The 22,851-nt window shown below is 38.0% G+C and carries 24 protein-coding genes and 1 pseudogene; 22 read left to right on the top strand and 3 right to left on the bottom strand.

From position 1 onward, the window contains the following. Positions 1-8: 8 nt before the first annotated feature. Together CSC79_RS00235 and CSC79_RS00230 are read left to right on the top strand one after the other, a co-directional pair. Positions 9-1,505 carry an aldehyde dehydrogenase (NADP(+)) gene (locus CSC79_RS00235; protein ID WP_099292773.1) on the top strand — a complete coding sequence of 499 codons (1,497 nt, stop codon included), beginning with the start codon at positions 9-11 and terminating at the stop codon, positions 1,503-1,505. A gap of 132 nt (positions 1,506-1,637) precedes the next feature. Beyond that, entirely contained in the window at positions 1,638-2,306 is a 669-nt protein-coding gene (locus CSC79_RS00230) for a GntR family transcriptional regulator (protein ID WP_099292771.1), read from the top strand. 93 nt (positions 2,307-2,399) lie between these two features. Here the strand turns inward: CSC79_RS00230 and CSC79_RS00225 are convergent, their stop codons facing one another. Continuing rightward, on the bottom strand, positions 2,400-3,362 hold the full coding sequence (locus CSC79_RS00225; protein WP_099293544.1) for an integron integrase: 963 nt from the start codon (positions 3,360-3,362) through the stop codon (positions 2,400-2,402). Positions 3,363-3,593: 231 nt separating this feature from the next. Between CSC79_RS00225 and CSC79_RS00220 the strand changes: the two genes are divergently transcribed. From CSC79_RS00220 to CSC79_RS00170, 10 genes are all read left to right on the top strand, one after another. After that, positions 3,594-4,208, top strand: a complete 615-nt coding sequence (locus CSC79_RS00220) for a hypothetical protein (protein WP_099292769.1) — start codon at positions 3,594-3,596, stop codon at positions 4,206-4,208. 87 nt (positions 4,209-4,295) lie between these two features. Beyond that, on the top strand, positions 4,296-4,724 hold the full coding sequence (locus CSC79_RS00215) for a hypothetical protein (RefSeq protein ID WP_099292767.1): 429 nt from the start codon (positions 4,296-4,298) through the stop codon (positions 4,722-4,724). 123 nt (positions 4,725-4,847) lie between these two features. Continuing rightward, positions 4,848-5,651 (top strand): hypothetical protein, encoded by an 804-nt coding sequence (locus CSC79_RS00210; RefSeq protein WP_099293543.1) that lies wholly within the window; start codon positions 4,848-4,850, stop codon positions 5,649-5,651. 109 nt (positions 5,652-5,760) lie between these two features. Further along, entirely contained in the window at positions 5,761-6,063 is a 303-nt protein-coding gene (locus CSC79_RS00205) for a hypothetical protein (RefSeq protein ID WP_017188033.1), read from the top strand. A 136-nt stretch (positions 6,064-6,199) separates the two neighbouring features. Then, positions 6,200-6,634: a hypothetical protein gene (locus tag CSC79_RS00195; protein ID WP_099292763.1), complete on the top strand. Its 435-nt coding sequence runs from the start codon at positions 6,200-6,202 to the stop codon at positions 6,632-6,634. A gap of 117 nt (positions 6,635-6,751) precedes the next feature. After that, positions 6,752-7,438 (top strand): hypothetical protein, encoded by a 687-nt coding sequence (locus CSC79_RS00190; protein ID WP_099292761.1) that lies wholly within the window; start codon positions 6,752-6,754, stop codon positions 7,436-7,438. A gap of 238 nt (positions 7,439-7,676) precedes the next feature. Next, positions 7,677-8,669, top strand: a complete 993-nt coding sequence (locus CSC79_RS00185; protein WP_099292759.1) for an ABC-three component system protein — start codon at positions 7,677-7,679, stop codon at positions 8,667-8,669. Continuing rightward, positions 8,662-8,895: an ABC-three component system middle component 6 gene (locus CSC79_RS00180; protein WP_055463017.1), complete on the top strand. Its 234-nt coding sequence runs from the start codon at positions 8,662-8,664 to the stop codon at positions 8,893-8,895. Before CSC79_RS00185 ends, CSC79_RS00180 begins: the two co-directional genes overlap by 8 nt. Further along, on the top strand, positions 8,886-10,607 hold the full coding sequence (locus CSC79_RS00175) for a DUF2326 domain-containing protein (RefSeq protein WP_099292757.1): 1,722 nt from the start codon (positions 8,886-8,888) through the stop codon (positions 10,605-10,607). The genes CSC79_RS00180 and CSC79_RS00175 overlap by 10 nt, the downstream gene beginning before the upstream one ends. A gap of 182 nt (positions 10,608-10,789) precedes the next feature. Beyond that, on the top strand, positions 10,790-11,428 hold the full coding sequence (locus CSC79_RS00170) for a LysE family translocator (protein WP_099292755.1): 639 nt from the start codon (positions 10,790-10,792) through the stop codon (positions 11,426-11,428). Positions 11,429-11,907: 479 nt separating this feature from the next. Here CSC79_RS00170 and CSC79_RS00165 read toward each other — a convergent pair. Then, a pseudogene (locus CSC79_RS00165) lies at positions 11,908-13,128 on the bottom strand (IS110 family transposase). A 129-nt stretch (positions 13,129-13,257) separates the two neighbouring features. Here CSC79_RS00165 and CSC79_RS00160 point away from each other — a divergent pair. From CSC79_RS00160 to CSC79_RS00125, 8 genes are all read left to right on the top strand, one after another. Next, the gene (locus CSC79_RS00160) at positions 13,258-13,803 is read left to right on the top strand and encodes a hypothetical protein (RefSeq protein ID WP_099292753.1); all 546 of its coding nucleotides are present in this window, start codon (positions 13,258-13,260) and stop codon (positions 13,801-13,803) included. 617 nt (positions 13,804-14,420) lie between these two features. After that, a complete protein-coding gene (locus tag CSC79_RS00155) occupies positions 14,421-14,681 on the top strand; it encodes a hypothetical protein (protein ID WP_099292751.1) in 261 nt (86 codons plus the stop codon). A gap of 116 nt (positions 14,682-14,797) precedes the next feature. After that, positions 14,798-15,163, top strand: coding sequence for a hypothetical protein (locus CSC79_RS00150; protein ID WP_099292749.1), 366 nt, complete (start codon positions 14,798-14,800; stop codon positions 15,161-15,163). Positions 15,164-15,290: 127 nt separating this feature from the next. Continuing rightward, positions 15,291-16,733, top strand: coding sequence for an amidohydrolase family protein (locus tag CSC79_RS00145; protein WP_237113926.1), 1,443 nt, complete (start codon positions 15,291-15,293; stop codon positions 16,731-16,733). A 428-nt stretch (positions 16,734-17,161) separates the two neighbouring features. After that, complete coding sequence (locus CSC79_RS00140) at positions 17,162-17,572, top strand: hypothetical protein (protein WP_143483803.1); 411 nt, start codon at positions 17,162-17,164, stop codon at positions 17,570-17,572. A 155-nt stretch (positions 17,573-17,727) separates the two neighbouring features. Then, positions 17,728-18,081, top strand: coding sequence for a hypothetical protein (locus tag CSC79_RS00135; RefSeq protein WP_099292745.1), 354 nt, complete (start codon positions 17,728-17,730; stop codon positions 18,079-18,081). Positions 18,082-18,229: 148 nt separating this feature from the next. Continuing rightward, a complete protein-coding gene (locus CSC79_RS20015; protein WP_180270361.1) occupies positions 18,230-18,583 on the top strand; it encodes a DUF6559 family protein in 354 nt (117 codons plus the stop codon). A 170-nt stretch (positions 18,584-18,753) separates the two neighbouring features. Beyond that, entirely contained in the window at positions 18,754-19,050 is a 297-nt protein-coding gene (locus CSC79_RS00125) for a hypothetical protein (RefSeq protein WP_099292743.1), read from the top strand. Between the two features lie 485 nt (positions 19,051-19,535). Here the strand turns inward: CSC79_RS00125 and CSC79_RS00120 are convergent, their stop codons facing one another. Beyond that, positions 19,536-20,504 carry a dihydrodipicolinate synthase family protein gene (locus CSC79_RS00120; RefSeq protein ID WP_099292741.1) on the bottom strand — a complete coding sequence of 323 codons (969 nt, stop codon included), beginning with the start codon at positions 20,502-20,504 and terminating at the stop codon, positions 19,536-19,538. Positions 20,505-21,309: 805 nt separating this feature from the next. Here CSC79_RS00120 and CSC79_RS00110 point away from each other — a divergent pair. Both CSC79_RS00110 and CSC79_RS00105 read left to right on the top strand, forming a co-directional pair. Continuing rightward, positions 21,310-22,173 carry a PhzF family phenazine biosynthesis protein gene (locus CSC79_RS00110; protein WP_099292739.1) on the top strand — a complete coding sequence of 288 codons (864 nt, stop codon included), beginning with the start codon at positions 21,310-21,312 and terminating at the stop codon, positions 22,171-22,173. A 13-nt stretch (positions 22,174-22,186) separates the two neighbouring features. Next, positions 22,187-22,546 carry a hypothetical protein gene (locus CSC79_RS00105; RefSeq protein WP_099292737.1) on the top strand — a complete coding sequence of 120 codons (360 nt, stop codon included), beginning with the start codon at positions 22,187-22,189 and terminating at the stop codon, positions 22,544-22,546. Positions 22,547-22,851: the final 305 nt, after the last annotated feature.

Here is a 22,851-nt window from a genome sequence, read left to right as displayed (position 1 = left end):
AGCAAAACATGACATTAACAGGACAAAGTTTAGTAGCAGGACAATGGATTGGTGATTCAGCGAATGGTGAATTTAACGCATTTTCCCCAGCGCGCAATGAACCCCTCTCCACACGTTTTTTTAATCTGAGTGCCGCTGAATTAGACGGTGCGATAGCAGCCGCGCAATCGGCTTTTTATGAGTATCGTAAAACCAGCTTTGCGCAACGAGCAGATTTTTTAACGTGTATTGCAGATCACATATTGGCGCTAGGGGATGAGCTACTTGAGCAAACACATCAAGAAACCAATCTACCCATGATGCGTTTGCAAGGCGAGCGCATGCGAACCGTTAATCAACTTAAGGCATTTGCCAGTGCTTTGCGTGAAAACCCTGAATCACCATTGGGTTTAAAAGTTGTGGACGAAGCCGATGCCGCAAGAGCACCGTTACCAAAACCACATACAGAGCTTAATTATTTACCGCTTGGGCCTGTGGCCGTATTTGGCGCATCTAATTTCCCGTATGCCTTTTCAACACTCGGTGGCGACACGGCAGCAGCACTGGCAGCAGGTTGCCCAGTGATTGTAAAAAATCATACAGCGCACCCGGGAACCGGTGAGCTAATGGCACGTGCGGCGCTTGCCGCTATAAAAGAATGTGCGATGCCATTAGGCGTGTTTGCAATGGTGCAAAGTAAGGCGTATGACATGTCGCATCAGCTCGTTGCTGCGCCGGAAATTAAAGCGGTTGGCTTCACTGGCTCATTTAACGTTGCTAGTAAACTGCAAGCGACCATTGCAAAGCGTGAAGAACCCATCCCATTTTATGGTGAGCTTGGCAGTATTAACCCCCAAGTTATTCTACCTAATAAAGCAATTGAACAGAGTAAAGAAATTGCACAGTCACTTTGCCAGTCAATGCTGATGGGCAACGGGCAGTTTTGTACCAGCCCAGGGTTGTGGTTAGTGCCAACGGGATGTGATGAGCTTGAAGCACACATTACAGCGTGCATTGATGATGCCCCGTCAGACACGTTACTCACCCCGGGGATTGTTAACACGTTTAAACACCAAATAGCAGCGCGTAGCCAGCTTGATAAGGTCAGTGTGTTAGGTGCAGGCAAACTTGCAAAGGCGTTTCATGCCAATGCACATGTATTCGCGTGCAACGGCGATGACTACTTAGCAACTCCAGCTTTACAAGAAGAAGTGTTTGGCCCTGCGGCGTTAGTTGTGCGCTACGACAGTGAACAGCAGCTCATGACATTAGTAAATCAATTGCAAGGGCAGCTAACCGCCAGTGTGCATGGCACCGACGCTGACTTAAATAAAGCCGATAGCCTTATCGAAGCGCTGCAGTATAAAGTGGGCCGTTTGATAAAAAATCAGATGCCAACAGGCGTTGAAGTCTGCGGCTCAATGAACCACGGTGGGCCATTCCCAAGCTCAACAGATGTACGTAGTACTTCTGTAGGTACAAATGCAATTTTACGTTTTATGCGACCAATTTGTTACCAGGCATAAAATAATTAATGCGGGAGTCACTATTGCATATTCCCGCATTGCTTTATATACGCTCGCTAAGGACGTAATCTAACTTGGCATCTCATGTTACTTGAGTATAATGTATGCTAAATGCAATATTTAAGGAACACCATGGCTATCGAGCACAAAACCCGCACCCAACTTGTTGCAGAAGCAATCCGTGAAAAAATATTAACAGGTGAGATAAAAGCCGGTGATCCGCTTCGTCAAGCTGCATTGGCTGCTGAGCTTAATGTAAGCCGTATTCCTGTTCGCGAGGCGCTGCTTCAGCTTGAAGCTGAAGGGCTTGTTAACTTTGAGGCCCATAAAGGTGCCACAGCAACAGAGCTTTCTGCATCACAAATTGATGAAATTTTTGATTTAAGAGCGTTACTTGAAGCCGAGCTACTAAGCCACTCAATAGAGGGGTTAACCAATCAAGATTTAATCGATGCAGAGCTTATTTTAACTGAACTTGAAAGCGCTATGGACGCAGGTGATACACACCTTGCAACGGGCGATTTAAATAGCCGTTTTCATGGCAAATTGTATTCGCGCGCACAACGCCCACAAACTCGTGAGCTGGTTGATATGTATAGTAAAAATTCAGAGCGCTATGTTCGTATGCATATATTGTTAGCCGGTGGCCTAACAACAGCGCCAGAAGAACACCGTACTTTACTAGAGTTTTGCCGAGCGAAAGACACTAAAAAAGCCTGTGATTTTTTGAAAAAGCATATATTGGGTGCCAAAAACGACATTAAAAAGCTATTACTTAAAATAGAAGACGAAAAAAGGTAGCTTTTCGTAAACTATTGCTAGCACATTCATATAATGTGCTTTAACGCGTTAAATTTATTTGACAAAAATATACAGCTGTTCTTTTTACCTGTTTTATAACCTAGAGAATGGACTAATCACGCCATTTGCACCTTGTTGTAAAACATGCGTATAAATCTGAGTTGTTCGCACATCACTATGGCCTAGTTGCGCTTGAACCGTTCTAATATCAGCACCACTTTGTAGTAAATGTGTTGCAAAAGAATGGCGTAAGGTATGCGGAGTAACGTGTTTATTAATTTGTGCATCACAAGCTGCTTTTTTAACCGCGCGCTGTAATTGTTTTTCATCTATATGATGTCTTCTCAATTGCTTACTTTGGGGATCAATGCTGAGTTTATAAGATGGGAATAAATATTGCCACCCCAGCTGCTTGTTATTATTTGGGTACTTTTTACGTAATAAGTGTGGCAAATACACGCCGCAAAATAGCGGGTTATTTAGGTCTAACTGTAAATAACTATCTACTAATTGAATTTGTGTCCGTATTTGCGGTATGAGCTCAGTTGCAAGCGTTACAACACGGTTTTTTCCTCCTTTACCATCCCATATGCGGATGCAGTTATAGTCAAAATCAATATCCTGCACACGCAAACGCAGTACTTCCATTAGCCGCATGCCACTGCCATAGAGAAGCCCACAAGGTAAATAATGTTTTGCAGAGCACACTTTAAAAAAAAGGTTTATTTCTTGCTGTGTTAAAACGACGGGGAGTTTAGTTGCTCGTTTGCTCTTGATAAAATCTAAGGATAGCGATAGTGGCTTTTTAATGACCTCCTTAAATAAAAAGCTTAACGCATTTAAAGCTTGCGTTTGCGTATTAGGTGCAACATTTTGTTGGTTAACTAGATGATTTAAAAAAAGCTCTACTTCATTATCTCCCATTGTTGTTGGGTGTCGCATAGAATTGAAGCGAATAAATGCAGCTATCCAGTATAAGTAAGCTTTAATGGTACTTTTAGCATAACGCTTTAAATACATTTGTTCCGAAATCATAGTTAAAAAAGGTGACTTCATAGGGTGAATCTCAAAAATAAATAACTGTATATATAGACAGTAGTTTGTGTTTTGTCCAATATTACTGATCTCTACCATTTTGGGGTATTTTTGCACTTGTAAAAAGTTAGACAAAGTTAACTAATTGTTTACAGGTGTTTATTTGAGGGCTAAGATAAATGCATTGTAATATATGGACATTTATCGGTTTATAAAACGACAAATGTCATAGACAAAATTGTTAAGTCCCTTATGAATATCGAGTATTACGAAAGTTTTGAGAAAGAACTAGAAGCTGGCTTAAAAAAGCAAGCGACTGCATCTGTTAAAAAATTTGTCGACTCATTTAAGAGTCGTGAAGAAATTAAAAATTGGGTTTGGTCGTATTTACCAAACCTTGAAAAGAACCGTCATAGCTGTATCAGATATGAAATATTTATTAATTTGGTATACCCGATACTAAAAGAAGGGTTTGAGTCTAAAGACTACAACTCTACTTTATGGCTTGGTAAGCTAATTCAAAATGTATATCAAACTAAAGGCATTTTCGAAGAACTAGGTTCCTTGGTTGAGATGGATTTCTATCGTAAATGTTACGAAATTGATTCTTCAAACTCTGAAGGTAGAACTCTACTTTTAGAGAGTATTTTAAATTGGCTTTCACATTGCGAGCATGAGTGGCCTTCAGGTATTTTATACGCAATGGATGGTGCAACATTAGAACAATGCGAAATAATAAAAAAAGAGACTGATTTTGCGTTCACTTTGGCATCAACCGAAAGAGATATAGCTTTTATTGAACAGTTTTTAAGTAAGCTTAGTTTGTACGAAGAGAGACTTAACAAGTCACTAAAGCAGGACTCGTAACAGTTGGCTCGGTTCCGCTTCGCTTCACATTTTAGCCAACAATTACTCGCCTCTTAGTGAGGCGTTATAAATACTAAGGAAGGTACTGTGAAAGTTTTTAACTTGTTTTTACTACTCTTTGTATTTAATAATGCTTCTGCAAAAGAAGAAAAAGGGGTTGTCGTAAAAATCCTTCCTGATAAATTGATCTTGCCATTAAACTGCGTAGCTCATGCAAATTTGCAAAATGAAAAGTTCTCCGTTTTATACACTTGTTTAAATCAATTTAATCAGAAGTATTATTTTGATTTTCGTATAAATAGTGGAGATGTTGTAAGTGAATTAAATCGATCACTAAATGTAATTGACGTTAACCAAACAGAAATTGGCAAATATACCGCGTATGAAATAACAGTCAAAGATTTGCATAAAAATGAATCAAAGATTACCTCATACTGCACAAGGGATATTTGTCTTGATTTATTTGGCAACTATGATGAATTAATAAGAGAATCAATCCTCAAGCAATTGAGATAATAGTATTTATAACAAGGCAATTATGCGTGGGACGTCTAAAGCTTGGCTGGCGCTCATTCTTCGCTAATTTTAGCCAAGCTTAATACGCCCCATATTGCGGCGTTAGTTTCCTATCGAGGCCTCGTGAAAAAAGTTGTACTTGCTATTTCTATTGCAGCCTTCTCCATTAGTTACTTTCTTCCAAAAGAACAAAGTAACTATGATAATTTGAGCGCTGAGAAAGATAGCAACAAAGTAGCTTCCAAACACTTAATCCCCAACGAGAAAGCTTCTATTGAAACTAGCTTTGAAGAAAGTGTTTTTACCTCTGAAGAATACCTGTTTGAAGCAAAAGAAATACGTCGTTGTAAAACAATACCTAAAACTCAAGATGAACTTGATGATTGGCTGAGTAGAGCAAATGAGGTGGGTGAACCCTATGAGTATATCGAAGATGTTTTATCGCGTTTTGAGCGCTGTTCACAATTTAACTTAATATCTGATGATTTTGTTGAGTTACTCGTTAAAGCAATCAAATTAGGATCTGATAACGCTGTGACAGAGTTATGGGCTATTTCTGATAAAGAATACTTTCAAAGTAAGGGGTTACTTGAATTAAGCCGAGAAGAAAAAATAGAACAAAGAATCAAATTTAATAAATTGAAATTCCAACTTTCTGAAAGTATTGCTTTAACTGGGGGAGAACAGTCAATATTAAGGCTGGTTAAAGAGTATCAATATTACGATCCTGACTCTGGAAATCCAAACTTTCTAAAAGCCATAGCATATGCGGACTTTGGGTTAAAAATAGTAGAGGATAACGATATTTACCTGAAATTAGATTTCGTCAAGCAGCGCATATCTCAAAATATGGAGTTTCACGATATTGAACAGGCGCAAGTGCTTACTGAAAAATTGTTGACTAAGTTTGGTGAAAACGGAAACTAACAAGCCGGTCAAGGGCGGACGCAAAACAGTAGGCTTGCGCTCATTCTTCGCTAATTTTAGCCTACTACTTATGCGCCGCTTACCGGGGCGTTATGTTTTCGGAGGGAATATGAGCAGCTATAAGAAGCTATTTGAGTGTGTGAGACCAGACTTTATTTGTAGTCTCACAGCGACTCGGACTGAAGAACAAGGAGTTTTGAAGCTTAATCTTCGAAGTGAAAACGAAAATGTTGAACTCTATGGGTTTGAAGACTTGGCTGATTCAGTTAGTGATTTACTATCGTCTGAACGTATAACAATCTCAGAAGAACTAGGTACTTATAAAGAGTTTGGCACTATACGAATTGAGTGCTGGGTAAACGAAAGTTACTCAGAGTATTGGTGTGATCGCGCAAATGTAGAACAAACATAACAAATTGCTTAAGAGTGATTCACAACGCGTGGCATTTTTACCATGCGTCGGTTTTTGTGTTTAAGGTAGTCTGTAGAGGCTTGGGCATTGCGTTGCTCACACCTTAGCAAGGCGTTATAAATACAAGGAAGGTTCAATGAAAATTTTCACCATAGTATTATTGTTTATAGCTTTTAACATTTCAGCCAAAGAAGAAAACGGAGTTGTTGTGAAAATACTTCCTGATTCTTTGGTTTTAAATTCAAGCTGTAAAGCAATGGCAGATTTAGTTGCCCAGGACTTTTCAATTTTATACGCTTGTAAAGACTCTTTACAACGTATGTACTTTTATAATTTTCGACTAAATAATATAGATTTGGTGGCTGACTTTAAAGAAAGTTCAACTGATGTTGTCGTAAATGAAAGTCAGTTTAAGTCTTATACACTTTATGAGTTAACCGCAAAAAACTCGGAGAATAAACTAATCAAATTTGTTTCCTATTGCACAAAGGAGCTTTGTCTTGATTTGGTAAGTGATAATGAATATGACAAAACAATTCAAGACTCTATAACATCGCAATTACGTGGTTAGTATTTATAACAAGTCAATAAAGTCGGACGCGTCAAGCTTGGCTCGCGTTCGTTCCTCACGGATTATAGCCAAGCTTAACTCTGCCTCTTATTGAGGCGTTAGCTTTCTAGGATAGATATGAGTAAAAATTCATTTTTTCCAAATGCAGAGGATGTCTTCTATGAAAGAATTGAAGAACATACCGAATTCTTACTACCGTTACTCTCTGTTAATGTGGAAGAGTTTTTAGAAGGTGAACAAGGCAAATTACACTTTGTTTTGCCTTTGGAGCCCTTTGATTGTTTGGGCTTAGAAACAAAAAAATTCCACAATTATTATTGCAGAACTAACTGGATTGCATACAAGTTAATAGATAATAAGCTGTCGCTCTTAACCGATTTTAATTTTTTCCAAAAACAATACATAAGCACACATATTGACTACAAAGAAACTTTTGGTGGCGTGGAAAGTTATTTAAATGATCTTCCAAACGACTTAGAAGAAGAGTTTCAAAAATTAAAACTTCAATACAGCGAAATGAAAGAACATAAAAAGCTTGTTAATGAAGAGCGAGTTTTTGAATATTTTGATGCTCCCTATGAGTACATTTACGACTCTTTTCCAACTACTCAAGGTTTAGATAACATATCAATACCGCTTACTGAAGATGGTCGCTCTTTTAAATATATCGGTAAAATCGATATATGTGACTTATTCATACAGGGGGACGAAGATAAGTGGTACTCAATTGATAATGATACTTGCATCATTATGTATTATGACCCACAAGAAAAAATAATATTAAATACGTTTTTTGGTTCATAAAGTTGTGCTCTCAAAAGCTAACAAAGCCGTTAAACCAAGGACACAAAACAGCAGGCTTGTGCTCCTTCGTCGCCAATTTTAGCCTGCTATTTTGTGCCGTTTACGGCAAGCGTTAATTTCTAATGGAAGTGTAGTACCTTCAGTCAGCGAATATTTATAGTTATTTTTTAAAGATGTGAGCCCTAAACTAGCCAAGGCTATAAAAAACTATCGAGGATGCAGTGAAAGGAATTCGTCAATGAATGTTCAACAAAAATTAGATGTACGTAAAGCCTTTAAATTGCGTATACATGAGTCAAATGGAAATGCATTCGAAGATTTGTTTTGCGATGTGATGCGTGCATCAAATAAAGACTTTAAAAAAGTAAAACCACAAGGACGCATTGGTGATAGAAAAAATGATGGATTCATCCCATTAGAGGGAAAATATTTTCAAGTTTACTCTCCTCAATCTCCGACTGGCAATCCCACTTCCGCTACTTCAAAAATCGAAGAAGATTTAGACGGACTAATAGCGTATTGGGGGAATGAGCATAAGTATAAAATTAAACACTTCTACTTTGTGTTCAACGACAAATATCATGGTGCCTACCCAGAAATTTATACAACGCTAAATAGCGTTAAGAATAAGTATGGTCTGGATATTTGTGATGTATTTCTTTCTTCTGAGTTAGAAGATGTTTTCATGGAGTTACCAGAGGACAGTATTGCCTCAATATGTGGTTATTATCCAAAGCCAGAAGATATTGGGTTTATCGATAATTCAATTGTCGCAGAAATTGTAGGTTATGTATCTAAGAACTACAGCGGTTTTTCTGATTCTCAAGCCAATGAGCCACCCGATTTTTATAACAAGATACTATTTAATAAATTGGGTAAAAGTACTGCGATGCACCTTAATGTCGGGGCATATCAGGTAGGCTATGTTGATGACTATTTTCGAACCAATAGTAAGTTTTCACGCCAACTGTCTAGAGACTCGTTGAACGAAATGTATCAACACCACTTAAATACTGACAATGCAGAGGCTGCGATAGCTACAGGCTTGTCTGAGTCCGATATAGTTTTTAAAAACATGGTTGATGAAATGTTGCCTGAAAACTTGTCTAATATGCAGAGGCGTGATTACGAAAGAAATGTAATAGCTGTTCTGGCTTTCTTTTTTGAGGCATGTGACATCTTTGAGGAGCCACCTGAAGGTTATGCCCCGAAGGTGATTGAAAATGCTTAGTCCACAAAAGCACATACGATTGTCTGAGTCACTTTTGGGGTTAGGCGCAAATATTCTAAATTTATTGTCTCGTCCACAGACCCCTGAACAAATCTATGACAAGTTGAAGAATCTAAATTTGCTCATTAGTCATGATTTTGAACACATCATTTTAGCGTTAGATTTTTTATATGCATGTGGAGCGATTGAGTTGAATGAACAAGGAAAAGTAGTCAAATGCAGTTGATTTCTCTAGAAGCGAATAAGCCATCTTTTAACACAGTTCATTTTAACCCCAAGGGTTTAACCCTAATTATTGGGAAAAGCACATCAACTGATAAAAATAATACATATAATGGTGTTGGGAAGTCATTGTTGCTCCAGCTCGTAAATTTTTGTCTTGGTTCCAACAAAATCCCAGCATTTGAACAGCATTTGTCGGGATGGGAGTTTACTCTTAGCTTCAAGGTTGGTGATAAAAGGTTTACCGCAAACCGTGCTGCAAAAAATCAGAACAAGATTTATCTAAACGATAAGGAGTTCGGGCAAACTGCTTTCAATGCTGAAATGGAGCGAATGCTTGTAGATATCCCTGAAGACTCTCCATATCTTACTTTTAGGACTGTTCTTTCACGTTTTTATCGTACAGGCCGGGGAAGTTATGTATCAAGTCTCGCAACTGCGAAAGAGCAGCCATTTTCATCCTTGGTAAATAATGCCTTCTTACTTGAATTAGACCTTGATTATGTCTATCAAAAACGAAACACACGGAAGCGTTACCAAGAGTTAGAAAAGTTCGAAAAGTCGTTCAAAAATGACCCGGTAATAAGGGAATACTACACTGGCGCTTTGGATGTTGAATTTGAGATTTCTCGCTTAACACAAGATGTAAAGAAACTAGAATCTGACATTAAAAACTATAACGTGGCAGAAAACTACGCTGCGATCCAATCGGAAGCGGATGGTATGGCTGAAAAACTGTCACAAATGAAAAACAGGCTTTATTACTTAAATACTAGTATCAAAAATATTAAGCACAGTATGAGCTTATATCAGGATATGGACTTAGAGAAAGTTTATAGTCTTTATGGTGAAATTACTGAACTGTTTAAAGAAGGCACGCTACAAACGCTCGAAAATGTCACTGCATTCCATAAAAGTATTCATATTAAACGAAGTGAACGATTAGCTAAAGAGCTTAAGACGTTATCTGCTACACATTTGGAAGAAGAAAAAAGCAAGAATGAACTGCAGAAAGCTTTTGATGAGAAAATGAAGTTACTGGCAAAAAGTCGAGCGTTAGACTTTTTCGCTGCAATCAATGCCCAATTAGCCGAACTAAAGAGCAAGCTTTCCAAACTGCAAGATTACAAGAATATTTCGGCTCATTCTAAAAAGGAAATGGCAGAGGCGCAAAAGGAACTATCAAGCCAAGAAGTAACTACAATCGAGTATTTGGAAGCTTATAAAGAACAAGAGCATCCGGTCTATCTTGGATTTAGTGACCTTGCAAAAGAGTTTTATCCTGAAGTACCTGCTGGCATTTCAATTAAAAATAACGAGGGCAATAACCAAGAACGATTCAAAATAAGTGCGAAAATTCAAAATGACGCTTCAGATGGAATTAACGAAGTTAAAATCTTTTGCTATGACTTGAATAACTTAATTAATTCCAGAGTTCATCATTTTCAAAGCATTTTTCATGATAGTAGGATGTTTAGTGATATAGATCCTAGACAAAGAGCAATATTGTTACAGCTTGCCCACAAATTGACTAAAGAATATGGGAAACAATATATAGCGACGATTAACGAAGACCAATTAACATCTCTAAAAGATGTTCTTGCAGAAGAAGAATTTGAGGAGATACTTGGCACGGTAACGCTAGAGTTAAAAGACGATTCTCCGGAATCTAAGTTGCTCGGTGTTCAGATCGATATGCAATACGAAAAAGACTAAAAGTTTGTGGATAATGATACGTGGCTATCCCTGTTATTAACAAGAAAAAAGGTTGATGACTCAGTACAGGTTTGGTTACTACTATAAATTAACAAAACAAAGCAGTCGGACGGCTTTCAGCCGCCGCTGTTTGCGGCTTTAGCCGTCTTTATAGGTTCATCATTTTAAAATGGGAGATGTATATGGATATAAGTAATATTTTAACTTTTATAGCAGTAGCCGCATTACTTGTTGTTTCACCTGGACCTAACGGGTTCCTTATAGCAAAAACCGTACCTGTTTCAGGTGAGAAAACTGGTTTTGCTAATATATGGGGATTCGTAGCAGCATTTTATGTACATGGCACGCTATCAATTTTTGGTATTTCTTTACTATTGGTTCAGTCTGCTCAAGCATTTTTTATCTTTAAAATGTTAGGTGCGGCTTACTTAATTTGGATTGGTCTTAAAGCGATTATTAGTGCTTTCAAGCAAACTGAAAACTCTACTGGAAATACACATCAAAGCCCCAGTAAAAACACCTCAATGCGTGTAGCATTTTTTGAAGGATTTCTAACCAACGTATTAAACCCTAAAGTATCAATGTTTTATCTAGCTGCATTTCCACAATTTATGCCAGCAAGTGAAACAGCACTTAGTGCATATACCCTAGTTACTGCTCATGCAATTGTTAACTTTTTATGGTTTTCAATGATGATTGCAATGCTTTCAAAAGTTAAAGGCGTTACAAATGGAGCAAAGTTTAAAGTGTGGTTAAACTCAATTACAGGGGTTGTTTTTATTACTTTTGGTTCAAAACTAGCTTTAATGAAAAACGGCTAACAAGTCGTTAAAGCAGGACAAATAACAGTTGGCTTTTGCTCCTGCGTCGCTTATTTTAGCCAACATATTATTTGCCTCTTAACGAGGCGTTGGTATGACTCCCACTGTCAAGTTAAACGCACTGATCCTTGCCTAACTTTTTAAGCCATAATTACTTCAGCTCGAATTAGAGCGAGTTAATACATAGGATGAAGCAAGTAATGTCGTCGGTTATCTTGCTGATATGACTACAGGCGTCCTGCCTTTCGTGAATCAGCTACGCTGTTCAAAATTGTTCCTGACAATTTTGTCGTTGATTATTACTATTTCTAGTAACAGAGCAGACCTTACTTAGTGCGTCCCGTGGCGGTCACCGATGGCACCTGTCTTCAGTCTATGTTCGTGGTTCAATGCAGCGTTAGCTGCATTGTCATCCTAACGCCGTCGGTGGTTGTGCCACACCCGATGCTTGATCCCATGCACTAACTCTAATTCGTTTATCATGCGGGTACTCTTGCCAATCTAAGTTTTGCGTTCACTGGCGTAAGCACTACTTCTTTCGCAATGGCCCATATGTATGCAATCATTTCTCGGGCAATGGCGGTGACAACCAGGTTGTAATGCTTCCCTTTGGCTATCATCTTTTTATAACGTTTACAGAGTCTAAGCTGCGCTTTCCAGGCAATATCAATAATGTCCTTTGGTAAACCTTCTTGTCGTTTTTGCATATCTGTGGATATATTTGCTGCATAGCGATAAGTATGTGCACCTTCCACAAGAAGGCGCCTTGCTCGGCCGTTCCCGCATTTTGTGATGGCACCAATATGGCGTTTGCCACCACTCGAGTGTTCACTGGGTACAAGACCGAGGTAACTCATTAATTTGCGGGGATGGTCGAATCGCGATAAATCGCCAAGCTCAGCCACAACGCCGGTGGCGACCAGCAAACGAACACCACGCATAGCTTGTATTGCTTTAACAACGGGATAATAACGTCATTGATGGACGTGATGTGTAAGTTCATTATCTAATCGCTCAAGTCGGCTTATTCGCTCGGTAATTGTTTGTAAAAACTCTTGTAAAACGATGTGCTGCGCAGGATGTGGAAGCACAAGCTCAGTGAGCCAACGTAAATGTTTTTGTGACCAATTTGCAGTGCCTTTGTAATTAATATTATTACGAAGCAGCAGTGCTTTTAATTGATATTTAGCATCTTTTAAATCTTTCATGGCCACTTCGCGTGCACGAGATAAATCGCGTACAGCTTCATCTTCAGGCTCGGGAACATAAATAGGTGTTAAATCTTCAGATTTAAGTAATTTAGCGAGCTTAAGGGCATCACGTTTATCGGTTTTGATTTTCTCACCGGGTTTTTTAGGAATAAGAGAGGGTGCAACCACATAACAACAATGGCCGAGGCTGGTGATTAATCTGTAAATCCACAAATTTATAGGGAATAAATTTGAACCGCGAAGCGGGCTTTAGTGAGTATCAGGACGATACGAATAATAACCACAAGGGCCGGCTTCATAAACAAAGTGTAGTGTTGCGCCAGGGTATTTAGATTCAAACTGACGAACAAGCTTTTGAACGGCCACTTTGGAAGAAGAAAATCGACCAAGGTGAACAGGTTGTGCCCCTCTATGTTCTTCAATATAGGCAACTTCATTGAATTCTTTATGTGTATCAAGACCGATAAAAAGTATGCTATGTTTATTCATGTTAGCCTCTGCTGTTTAGTTAATTGGCAAACTAATTATGGCTTTGGATATAGCGTACCCACGAAAAGCGGAGGCCAACACCGTGTGGGACTCATTATGTTTAAGTAATTTCTAAATTAAGGAGTATCTGTGAAATTTGAAGATGCACAAAAAGATATGAACTTGTCATATTTTGGTGGAGGAACAGGTGTTTTAGTTTCTGGTTTAGTTTGGTGTATCGCAGGTTCAATTGCATTACTATACTCAAACCAATCGAGTATGCTGGCTCTTTTTTTTGGTGGTATGTTTATACACCCATTAGCCATGTTACTTTCAAAAGTTCTCAAACGCCCAGGAAATCATGATCCTAAAAACCCTTTAGGCAAACTAGCATTAGAAAGCACCATTATTTTATTTGTTGGTTTATTTTTAGCTTTCTATGTAGCAAAGCTTCAAGTTGAATGGTTTTATCCAATAATGCTTATGATAATTGGCGTACGCTATTTGGTTTTTCATACTTTATATGGCATTAAAACTTATTGGGTTTTAGGTATTTTGCTTATGCTTTCTGGCATGTTGTGTATTTTATTAAATGCAAACTTTGTAATCGGTGCATTTATTGGTGGAGTAACAGAAGTCATATTTGCACTAGTAATTTTTAGTCAGACGAGAGGTTTGGTTGTAAAAACCACATAATAAGCAATTAACAGCACAAAAAACAGTTGGCTGTTGGAGTTATTCTACAGCCTCGTTAGGTATTCGTGGACAGTTCAGGCATATTCTTAAATATTGCCAAAAGTATTCTAATTCTCGTTGTAGCTCTTTTCGTTATTTTTTGGTTCCCAAGTCCTGCTTTTGATGCCTGTTTTCTTAATAATACTTACGTATGTAGATAATGGACCAAGATATTCGCTGAGTGTGTTTATCTTAGTTTCTTACTTTTTAGGCCCTAAAAGTAAATATTACTATTTTTCTGTCGTCATGCTTTTTGCGAACATTGGTAGTGCAGAGTGCATCAGGTTTGGTGTGCAGCTATTAGATGTCCTATTTCAAATACCGTTCCAAACATTTTTTACGGTGACATCATTGATTTAGTAGTAATAATTGCGGTAAAGTTTATAAAGTGTAGCTGGGTTACAAAATGTAACTGGGTGTAAAATATCTCTAACAAGCTAATTAATAAGGACTTAAAACAGCTTGCTGTTTTCGTTTATCAACATTTTAGCAAACTATTTGTAGCCCATTACTAGGGCGTGAGGCGAATAGTTGAATAATCTACTATAATTAAAATTTACTGAATAAAGGAATATAAAATGAAGAAAATGTCTGTTTTAATTTCAATGTGCTTTTTAGCTGCTTGTAGTAATACTAACGATGTATCAAGCAACAAAAGATATACCCTGACATACGATAATGGAGCCCCTGTTAGTGCTCACAAAAAAATAAATGACTGCAACGCTGCTGCTGTCGTTGCTAATATCAGAGAAGTTAATAACTGGAATAGTAAATACAGAAACTCAAAAACGGCTCCATTAAATAAATCATCAGCACCTAGAAAAGCCTCGTGTGAATAAGCCTATCTAGCCAATCAAGTGGGACTGCTAAAATATGGCTCAGTTCCGCTTCGTTTCACATTATACCTATACATTATCAGCCCATTATTAGGGCGCTATATTTTACGGAAAAAGAATTGAGTCTTGGAAGATGGGATGACGCAATACTCAAAAGCCTCCTATACGTGGGAATAGGTATTGCTGTCTGGGCTTTATTTGCTAATTTAGCACCATTATCAATAAATGGCCTTTTTGGGTTGGTTGTTACACTTTTACTATATGCAGGTGTTTATCTGCTTATTTCTATTGCTGGGTGGTTAATAATTGGGTTTCCACTTCATTTTTTAATAAGCAAATACACAAATCGCTCTTATTTATATTATGCAGCTTTACCAATGGCGTTTGTTCTACCTCCTCTGTATTATAAGGGATCATTATTGCTTGGTCTTGCCGCATTATTTCAAGCTCTAATATTTCGATTTTACGTATATAAAAAAGTATAACAAACGCATCAAAACTGACTCCGCAAACAGGCCTGTTTTTTGCGATACATACGGCACAAAAAGCGTCCAACTTGCTCGGCAGTTTAAGCGGGCGTTAACTATTTAATTAATCTCACATGGAAGTATCATGTTTAAAGTATTATTACTCTCTATTTCATTGTTTTCTTTTGCTTCATTAGCGAAGGACAACATTCTAATAGAGAATGTCACTATCGTTTCATCTCACTTGCAAGCTCCAAAAACTCAAATGAATGTATTATTAAGTGATGGACGAATTAGTGAAATAACTCGCAAAAAGATTTCATCCTTCGATCTTAAAATAAATGGTTTAGGTAAATTTTTAACGCCAGGTCTTATGGATAGCCATGCGCATGTATCGTCAATCCCTGGTATGGGGTTTGGTGTCGAGCCAGTAGCAATTAAAAATCAGGTACTCGCACAGGCATACTTTGAGCAACAGCCAAGGAGCTTTTTATATTATGGGGTTACTCAAATACTTGATCCGAACCCGGGAGTAAGTTTTGATTATTTTACTTCAGCGCCTCAACACCCTGATTACTTTCGTTGTGAAGTCTTAACATCAAAAAACACTTTCCCATATGTAGAGAAAACAGACGATCTATCAAGATCAATGTTTACTTATTTAATTGATGAAAGTGCAGGCGCAACCACGGAAAACTCAGTAGAAAGATTAATTGGTAAAATTGCTGATTCAGGAGCTTCATGTATAAAGCTATATTTTGAAGACGGTTATGGTAATGCTAATCAGTGGGCGACACTTTCAACGAACACGTTAAAACGAATTAAACAAGCTGCTAAAAAATCTAATTTACTGATAGTCGCTCATGCTAATGCTTTAGATATGCAGCAATTAGCACTTTTAGCAGGTGTTGATGTTATTGCCCATGGTATGTGGAACTGGGGGCAGTATAATCGCGAACAAAATATACCCAAAGAAATATCTAACACTTTGAATAAAATGATTAATGACGAAGTGGCTTATATGCCAACACAAAGAGTGATTGCTGGATTGGGTGAAGTAATGGACCCAACTATTGTTAATTCTCCTGAGTTTTCATCTGTCACACCTAAGCCACTTATTGATTGGTATAAAACGGCTGAAGCGCAATGGTTCAAAGAAGAGCTTAGAGTTGGCTTTGATGGAATGCCTGACCAATCAATTTCAGATGCATTTTTATATGGGCGAATAGGAAAAGGTAATAAAGTTATTCAATACCTAAAAAGTGCTGACCATCCTATTTTATTGGCATCGGATTTCCCAGGAAGCCCAAGTTTTGCCAATCAACCAGGACTGACAACCTACCAAGAAATGAAAGCTATGGTTACCGCAGGGCTATCGTTGGAAGAAGTGCTGGCGGCGGCCACCATTAATAATGCTAAACAATTCAAAATTGAAAATGATTACGGTACGGTAGAAGTTGGTAAAATTGCTAACCTTTTATTGCTTAAATCGAACCCTTTAGACTCTATAGAATCGTGGAATAGTATAGAAACGATTATCCTGCATGGAGAGCCTATAAAACGAGAAAGTTTAGCGGCCAAAAAATAGTGAACATTTTTAATAATAAAAAACACTACCTTTTTAGACAAAGGAAGTATTTACACGAAACCTAGTATTCTTATTTTTTAGTGCGTTTGTGCAAAGTCTGATAGGTAATATTCAGTTGAGATTTTTGATTATACAGATTTAACTAAAATAGATATGGTTGAGTGAATAAAACGTGATGTAAAAAAGTTGTGTGAATTAGAATATGTGCTGGATAGGTCATATAACATGATTACCTCTGGCAGGTATATACCGTTTGATTAGGAATACTCACCCATAGTCATGAAACTATTACCTGTAGCGTAAGATAATTGGGCAATATATCTAAAATATTTTCACTAACGAATGAGCATAAAAGCAGGTCTTGCTCATGTATTGCTGTTTGGTATTGTACGTCGTAATAGCGGCATTTTTTTAGCAAGGAGGTTGCTTTGAGATATTTAAGCATGTTGCTATTCGCACCTTTAATAATATTTCCGGCATTAGGCGTTGTATTTTTATTCGCTAGTATTTTCTCTATACAATTAGGTGTCACCCAAAGTGAACTCTGGAAAGCTTATAAGATGATCAGTTTTTTTGGTGGGGTAATGGCATATATGGGTAATACAGTAATTGGTATCCCTGTTATTTTCATTCTTGATAAACTTAAACGTTTAAATTATTCAAATGTCGTGATTTGTTTACTTTTTCTGGTTTTAGCCTTTTGTATAAAAGAAGGTCCTTTACATTCTTTTAATGTTCTTTCACTCGATAGTTTAAAATTCTTATTGTGGAAGTTCCTTTGCGCATTTTACTTTTCTATATGTGTTGCTACTACTGATTATCTTTTATTTAAAAAGTGAACAGTGACGCAGGCAGGTTTTACCTCGCACGTAATAACTTTTTTGATATGTAGGGTACTTTGCGAGTGAAAGTTTAGTTTTTAATGCACACATTTGTAGTTAGAAACTGTGTAGTGAAAGCTGGGAAGTCCAGTCATTAATTAATAAGGAAAGTTATGAATTATAAAAACGTTTACCTCCCAATTAAAGCATTAGCTTTATTATCTTTTATTTCTATTGCTTTAAAGTATTGGGGCCCTAGTGATGTGGGCTTTTATTTGCTGCTATCGCCTTATGTCGTGTTGTTTTATTTGTCGAATGCTAACAATTATCGAAACACCATGCTTTCAATTATAAGAGGTATTCCAGCAGGGCTAACGCTGTTGTTAGTTCCTGCTTTGTTGTTTGGAATCGAGCCAGATGCGCAAGCAGGTATAGGATTAATGTTTGGGCTGTTGTTGCAGCTTGCATCGATTAGTGCAGCGGAATTAATCATTCTATTTTTTCTCAATGATGAACAGAGAGTTTAATCTGCTGTAAAAGCACGTTTTTAAAACAATAACTACGTTATATGGCAATAACCATGTTATTAAAAGAGTGAGTGAAAGTCAGTTAATGTGTTATTTTCAATAACCGTGATTGCGCTCAATATAGCGTTTAAGGTAAAGGAGATACATTATGTTTGGTAAAAAGTCGACAATCCGAAAGTATAAATACAAACTCCGCCCGATATTAACTAAAAGGTATGGCGCAAGTGCAACATACACAAAAGGGCAAGTTGATAAAACGGTAGATGAAATGGGTTTTAATAGGCGTCATATTCATTACGCCTATTTAATGTATTGCGAACCGGCTACCTATAAGGCTAATACGCCTGAAAACGAATCAATCGATTCAATGAACAGCACAATTTCTTCAGTATCTGGAGTGGGTATTTTAGGGGCACTTTTGGGAGCCTCATATTACAGTGATGGAGGCGATGGCGGAGGAGGTTTTGGAGGGGGAGACGGCGGAGGTGGCGGTGGTGATTAATGAGCGCAGCAGTGATGATTTAAAAGATTTAATGCGTTTTTTGATAATTCATCTACCGTATAAAGCTTAAATAAATCATAAAAAAACAGTTTAACCTATAAAAACAAAAAACGAGTGAAGCAACGGGCTTGTTCAATACCGCTGTATTTTATGTAAAGTTGAGGATGATAATGAGAAAAGCTATTTTAATATTAATGACATTGACCTTGTATGCATGTTCTTCGACGCCTAAACTTGATGCAAATGAAGAGTTTGAGCGGCTTTACATTGCGCTTGGAATGGAAGAAATATTAAGCTCATTCGGCGGTGAAATAAACATCAGTCCCGAGCAATTATTTTCAGAAACGCTGAGAGACTTACCTGAAAGTCAAAAACGAGTTTTTATTGAATCTATTCCATCAAAAGTAATGACCGATCCTATTAATGTAAATGCAGCTAAGGTTGTTTTTAAAGTTAGGGTCTGTTGACCTTTACGGATTAAAATTTGTTCAAACTTGGAGCGATTTAATCGCGGCGCGAGGTTTTTAACCTAGTGGGCTAAGTAAAAACCGAGCAACAAAGAGTAAATTGCCCCTAGGCAGAACCCGAAGGGCAGCGCCTGTTTGGCATTGATGCTGCGTTATCACCTATTTATGGGGAACAACCACACCACATAGGTGCTGCCTTGCCTAAATACCAAACAGGCTGCTGCAAATTTAACCTTTAAAGGTCAACAGACCCTCATTACTCTCACTATTAACAGCAGAAGAGTTAAAGGTTGCAGCAGATTTTTACTCTAGTGATGTAGGTTTAAAGGCCCATCGAGCTATTATTGATGCTGAGGTGGCTGTTTCAGAGTCTTTAGATTGATTTAATATCGTATAACCCATAGAAGGTTTCACTTTATCAATGTGGCGCTTTGGGTAAAAAGCGCCGTCATTATGGCGCTTTTATTTGCGAGTATTTAAAATAATCAGTTTATTAGATCCAGCGCTTCTAGCCTTTCTTTTGCTAAAGTATAACGCGTGTGCACATCATCAATTTGCTGTTGCGTTAACTTTTTACCAAAAGTACGAAGCCCGCCGGTTACATCATTATGATGAATGCCAAACGCAAACTTAAGGTATTCCAACAGCAGCGGTTGTGCATCAAGGTAAGATAGAGAATTCATAGCCTGTGATATTTTGTTTGCCTCGTCCCATTCGCCTTTGTTTACGTGTTCCTGCAAAGTGACACTTGCTTTGGGGAATATACAGCCCACGCCAGTAATTCCACCGCATGCACCAGCAAGCCCTGCATGAACAGTAACAGTGTCGACTCCTGCTAGCACTTTTAACTCTTTGTTTTCTATTATCATTGTTTCAATAACTGATACATCAATTGTCGATATTTTAAGTGCCGTGACTTCAGGTAGAGCTGCAAGCCGAGTGAGAAGGTCAGTTGAAAGCGCATGATAGCCCGCTGCGTCAGGGTTGTTATAAGGCATTATTGTAATACCTGCTTCTTTTGCAGCTGTTGCACTAAGCGCGTAATACGCATACATTTGCTCATCAGAAGGGGTTTCTTTAGTTTTTGGCGGCATTACCATAACGGTATCTACACCAACCGTTGCCAGTTCTTTAACTATTATGGCAAGCTCTTCTTTGGTTTCTGCAGCAGCGCCACTGATTAACGGCACGTTGTATTCTTTAGCCACACTTGAAAGGGCGTTTAGTAAAGAAAGGCGTTGCTCATTGCTTAGGTAGCTGTTCTCACCCAATGTACCAGAGCCGACAAGTCCACCCATGCGAGTGCCACCCTTTCCTTGCACTTTTAAAATATTTGCAGCGTATTTTTTTGTTGCATCAAGGTCTATTTCAAGGGTACCGGACTCTGATTCTTTTAACCATGTAAATACAGCAGGCATTACGGTATATCGCCAATCTTTACTGTTCGTTTGCATTCTATTTCCTCTCACAAATACATATTGTATACATTATACAAATTGATTGTATCAGTTAAAATACTTTCGGCAAGGCTAGATTGAAAATAAACTAGCCGTCATGATCAACGTTTATAAAAGCTAAAGCAGCTAAGCGAGAAGAAGGGCTTACTAATGGCCACAAACATTTCTTTCAAATTTAAGCATATTAAGGCGTGAAAAAGGGATGAATAAGTTAAACTTACGAGCTCAAACTAAAGCGCATGAACACTAGGGCGTGTTGACCTTTGTGGATTGAAATTTGGTTCAATCTAGGGGCGATTTAATCGCGGCGCGAGGTTTGTAACCTAGCGGGCTAAGTAAAAACCTAGCAAAGCTACCGCGTCCTGCTAGCGCCCCTTACCTACATCCATGTAGGTAACAAAGAGTTAATCGCCCCTAGGAAGAACCCTTTGGGCAGCGCATGTTTGGCATTTATACTGCGTTATCGCCTATTTATGGGGAACAACCACACTGCATAGGCGCTGCCTTGCCTAAATACCAAACATACTGCAGCAAAATTAATCACGAAAGGTCAACTCGCCCTAGTACGTGTTCTGTCATTTTTATTGTAAACCGTTAGATACGCTGCAATGCACTGAGTAAAATAACTTCGCACCACAAAAGCCCACTTAATCAGGAGTTAAAACAACATTAAAAGTAGAGTCATACTTTGCATAGCAAGACCTTAATTATTGAACCTAAATAGGAAGTCAGTTATGGTTTAATGTCAAAATCACTGAATTAATACGCGCTGCATAATTGCTTTGTTATAAAGGAGAAGTGAGTGAATATTGAGGTTATTTTGGTTAACTCATTTACAGTAAACGGACAAGGTGGCAATCCTGCGGGTGTGGTTTTAAATGCTGATAAACTGACGGATAAGCAAAAGTTAAAAATTGCACACGCTGTGGGCTACTCGGAAACGGCTTTTGTATCGAGTGATGACGAGGCTGATTTTGCAGTTTCTTTTTTTACAACGACCGATGAAGTTGATTTTTGCGGCCATGCAACGTTAGCCACTTTTTCTACCTTGTACCAAAAGGGCTTACTTGCTGCTGGCACTTATACTCAACGTACTAAAGTGGGTATATTACCTGTGACAATAGAGCCTAGTGGTAAGGTAATCATTGCGCAGCAATTACCGCAAACACTAGCGTGTTTTTCATACCATGAAATCGCACCGGTTATTGGTATCGAAAGCAGCATATTGCAAAGCACTCAGTTACCAATTGAGGTCATTTCAACAGGTCTCCCCGATGTGATCATTCCTGTGCCTTATGGGTATTTAGATCTTATAAATCCAAATGACGAGCTTATCGCTGCATTTTGTAAAAAATATGAAGTGGTTGGTTTTCATGTTTTTGAGCTTTGCAGTGCTGGCGCTAAACTAACGGCGAGTTGTCGTAATTTTGCACCGTTATTTGGCATTTCTGAAGAGTCAGCTACGGGTAGCTCAAGTGGGGCACTTGCATGTTATTTGACAGAACATTTAGCTTTGGGTAGTGAATATGTATTTGAGCAAGGTAGAGCAATGGGGTGTACGTCAATAATCACAGCATCTATAGAATCAGATAATGCCACTGTAACCCGCGTTCAAGTAGGTGGCTTTGCAAGTATCATTGATTCGGTCATGCTTCCTTTAATGTAAGGTGTTAATTTGTATGAATATAGTCTTTTTACTGTTGTCTTTGTTGACCTTTATTGCAATGGGGGCGAATGTCAATTTATTTGTGATATGGAATATTTTACCCATTGCATTTATTGCGGTTGTTTATAATAAAACGGACTTTAAAGGTGTTCTAAAATCGAGTGTTTTTCATATGATTTTGGGCACTACCTTATTGCATGTTTTTTTCCACACTGTGATGTGCTTTGATATTGGTAAAGCAGCTACAGGGTCTTCAACAGCGGCTTTAGGCTATATTTTCTTTCCTATTCATTCAATGCTGTTTGGCGGCCTAATTTACTTACTTTCTAAAGCCATAAAGTTGATTTGTGTAAAACTAATTCGGCGTGCATGATGTGATCAAGCAGATGATTCACACTATCTCTACTAATTTAATGCTGCTGGTGTAAATCCTACGCCTTGTTCAACGTGTGCTTCGCTATTAAACAGACCTTAGCATTTTCTCCTTTATTTTATTGCCTAAATAATAACGGCATTCATTTGACCTTACGCTCCCTGCTTTAATTTTCTAGACCTACTCACTGATAATTATAGATAATTTTAATTTCACTCAATTTGAATACTGTTAAATAAGCTAGCAATTTCATTACAAAAGGCTAGGTGATTTTTAAATGGATGTGAAATAAATGTATATTTAAT

It is taken from the genome of Pseudoalteromonas sp. 3D05, assembly GCF_002723455.1.
In the GTDB taxonomy this organism is placed as follows: Bacteria; Pseudomonadota; Gammaproteobacteria; order Enterobacterales; family Alteromonadaceae; genus Pseudoalteromonas.
This window is presented reverse-complemented; position numbering and strand designations above follow the sequence as displayed.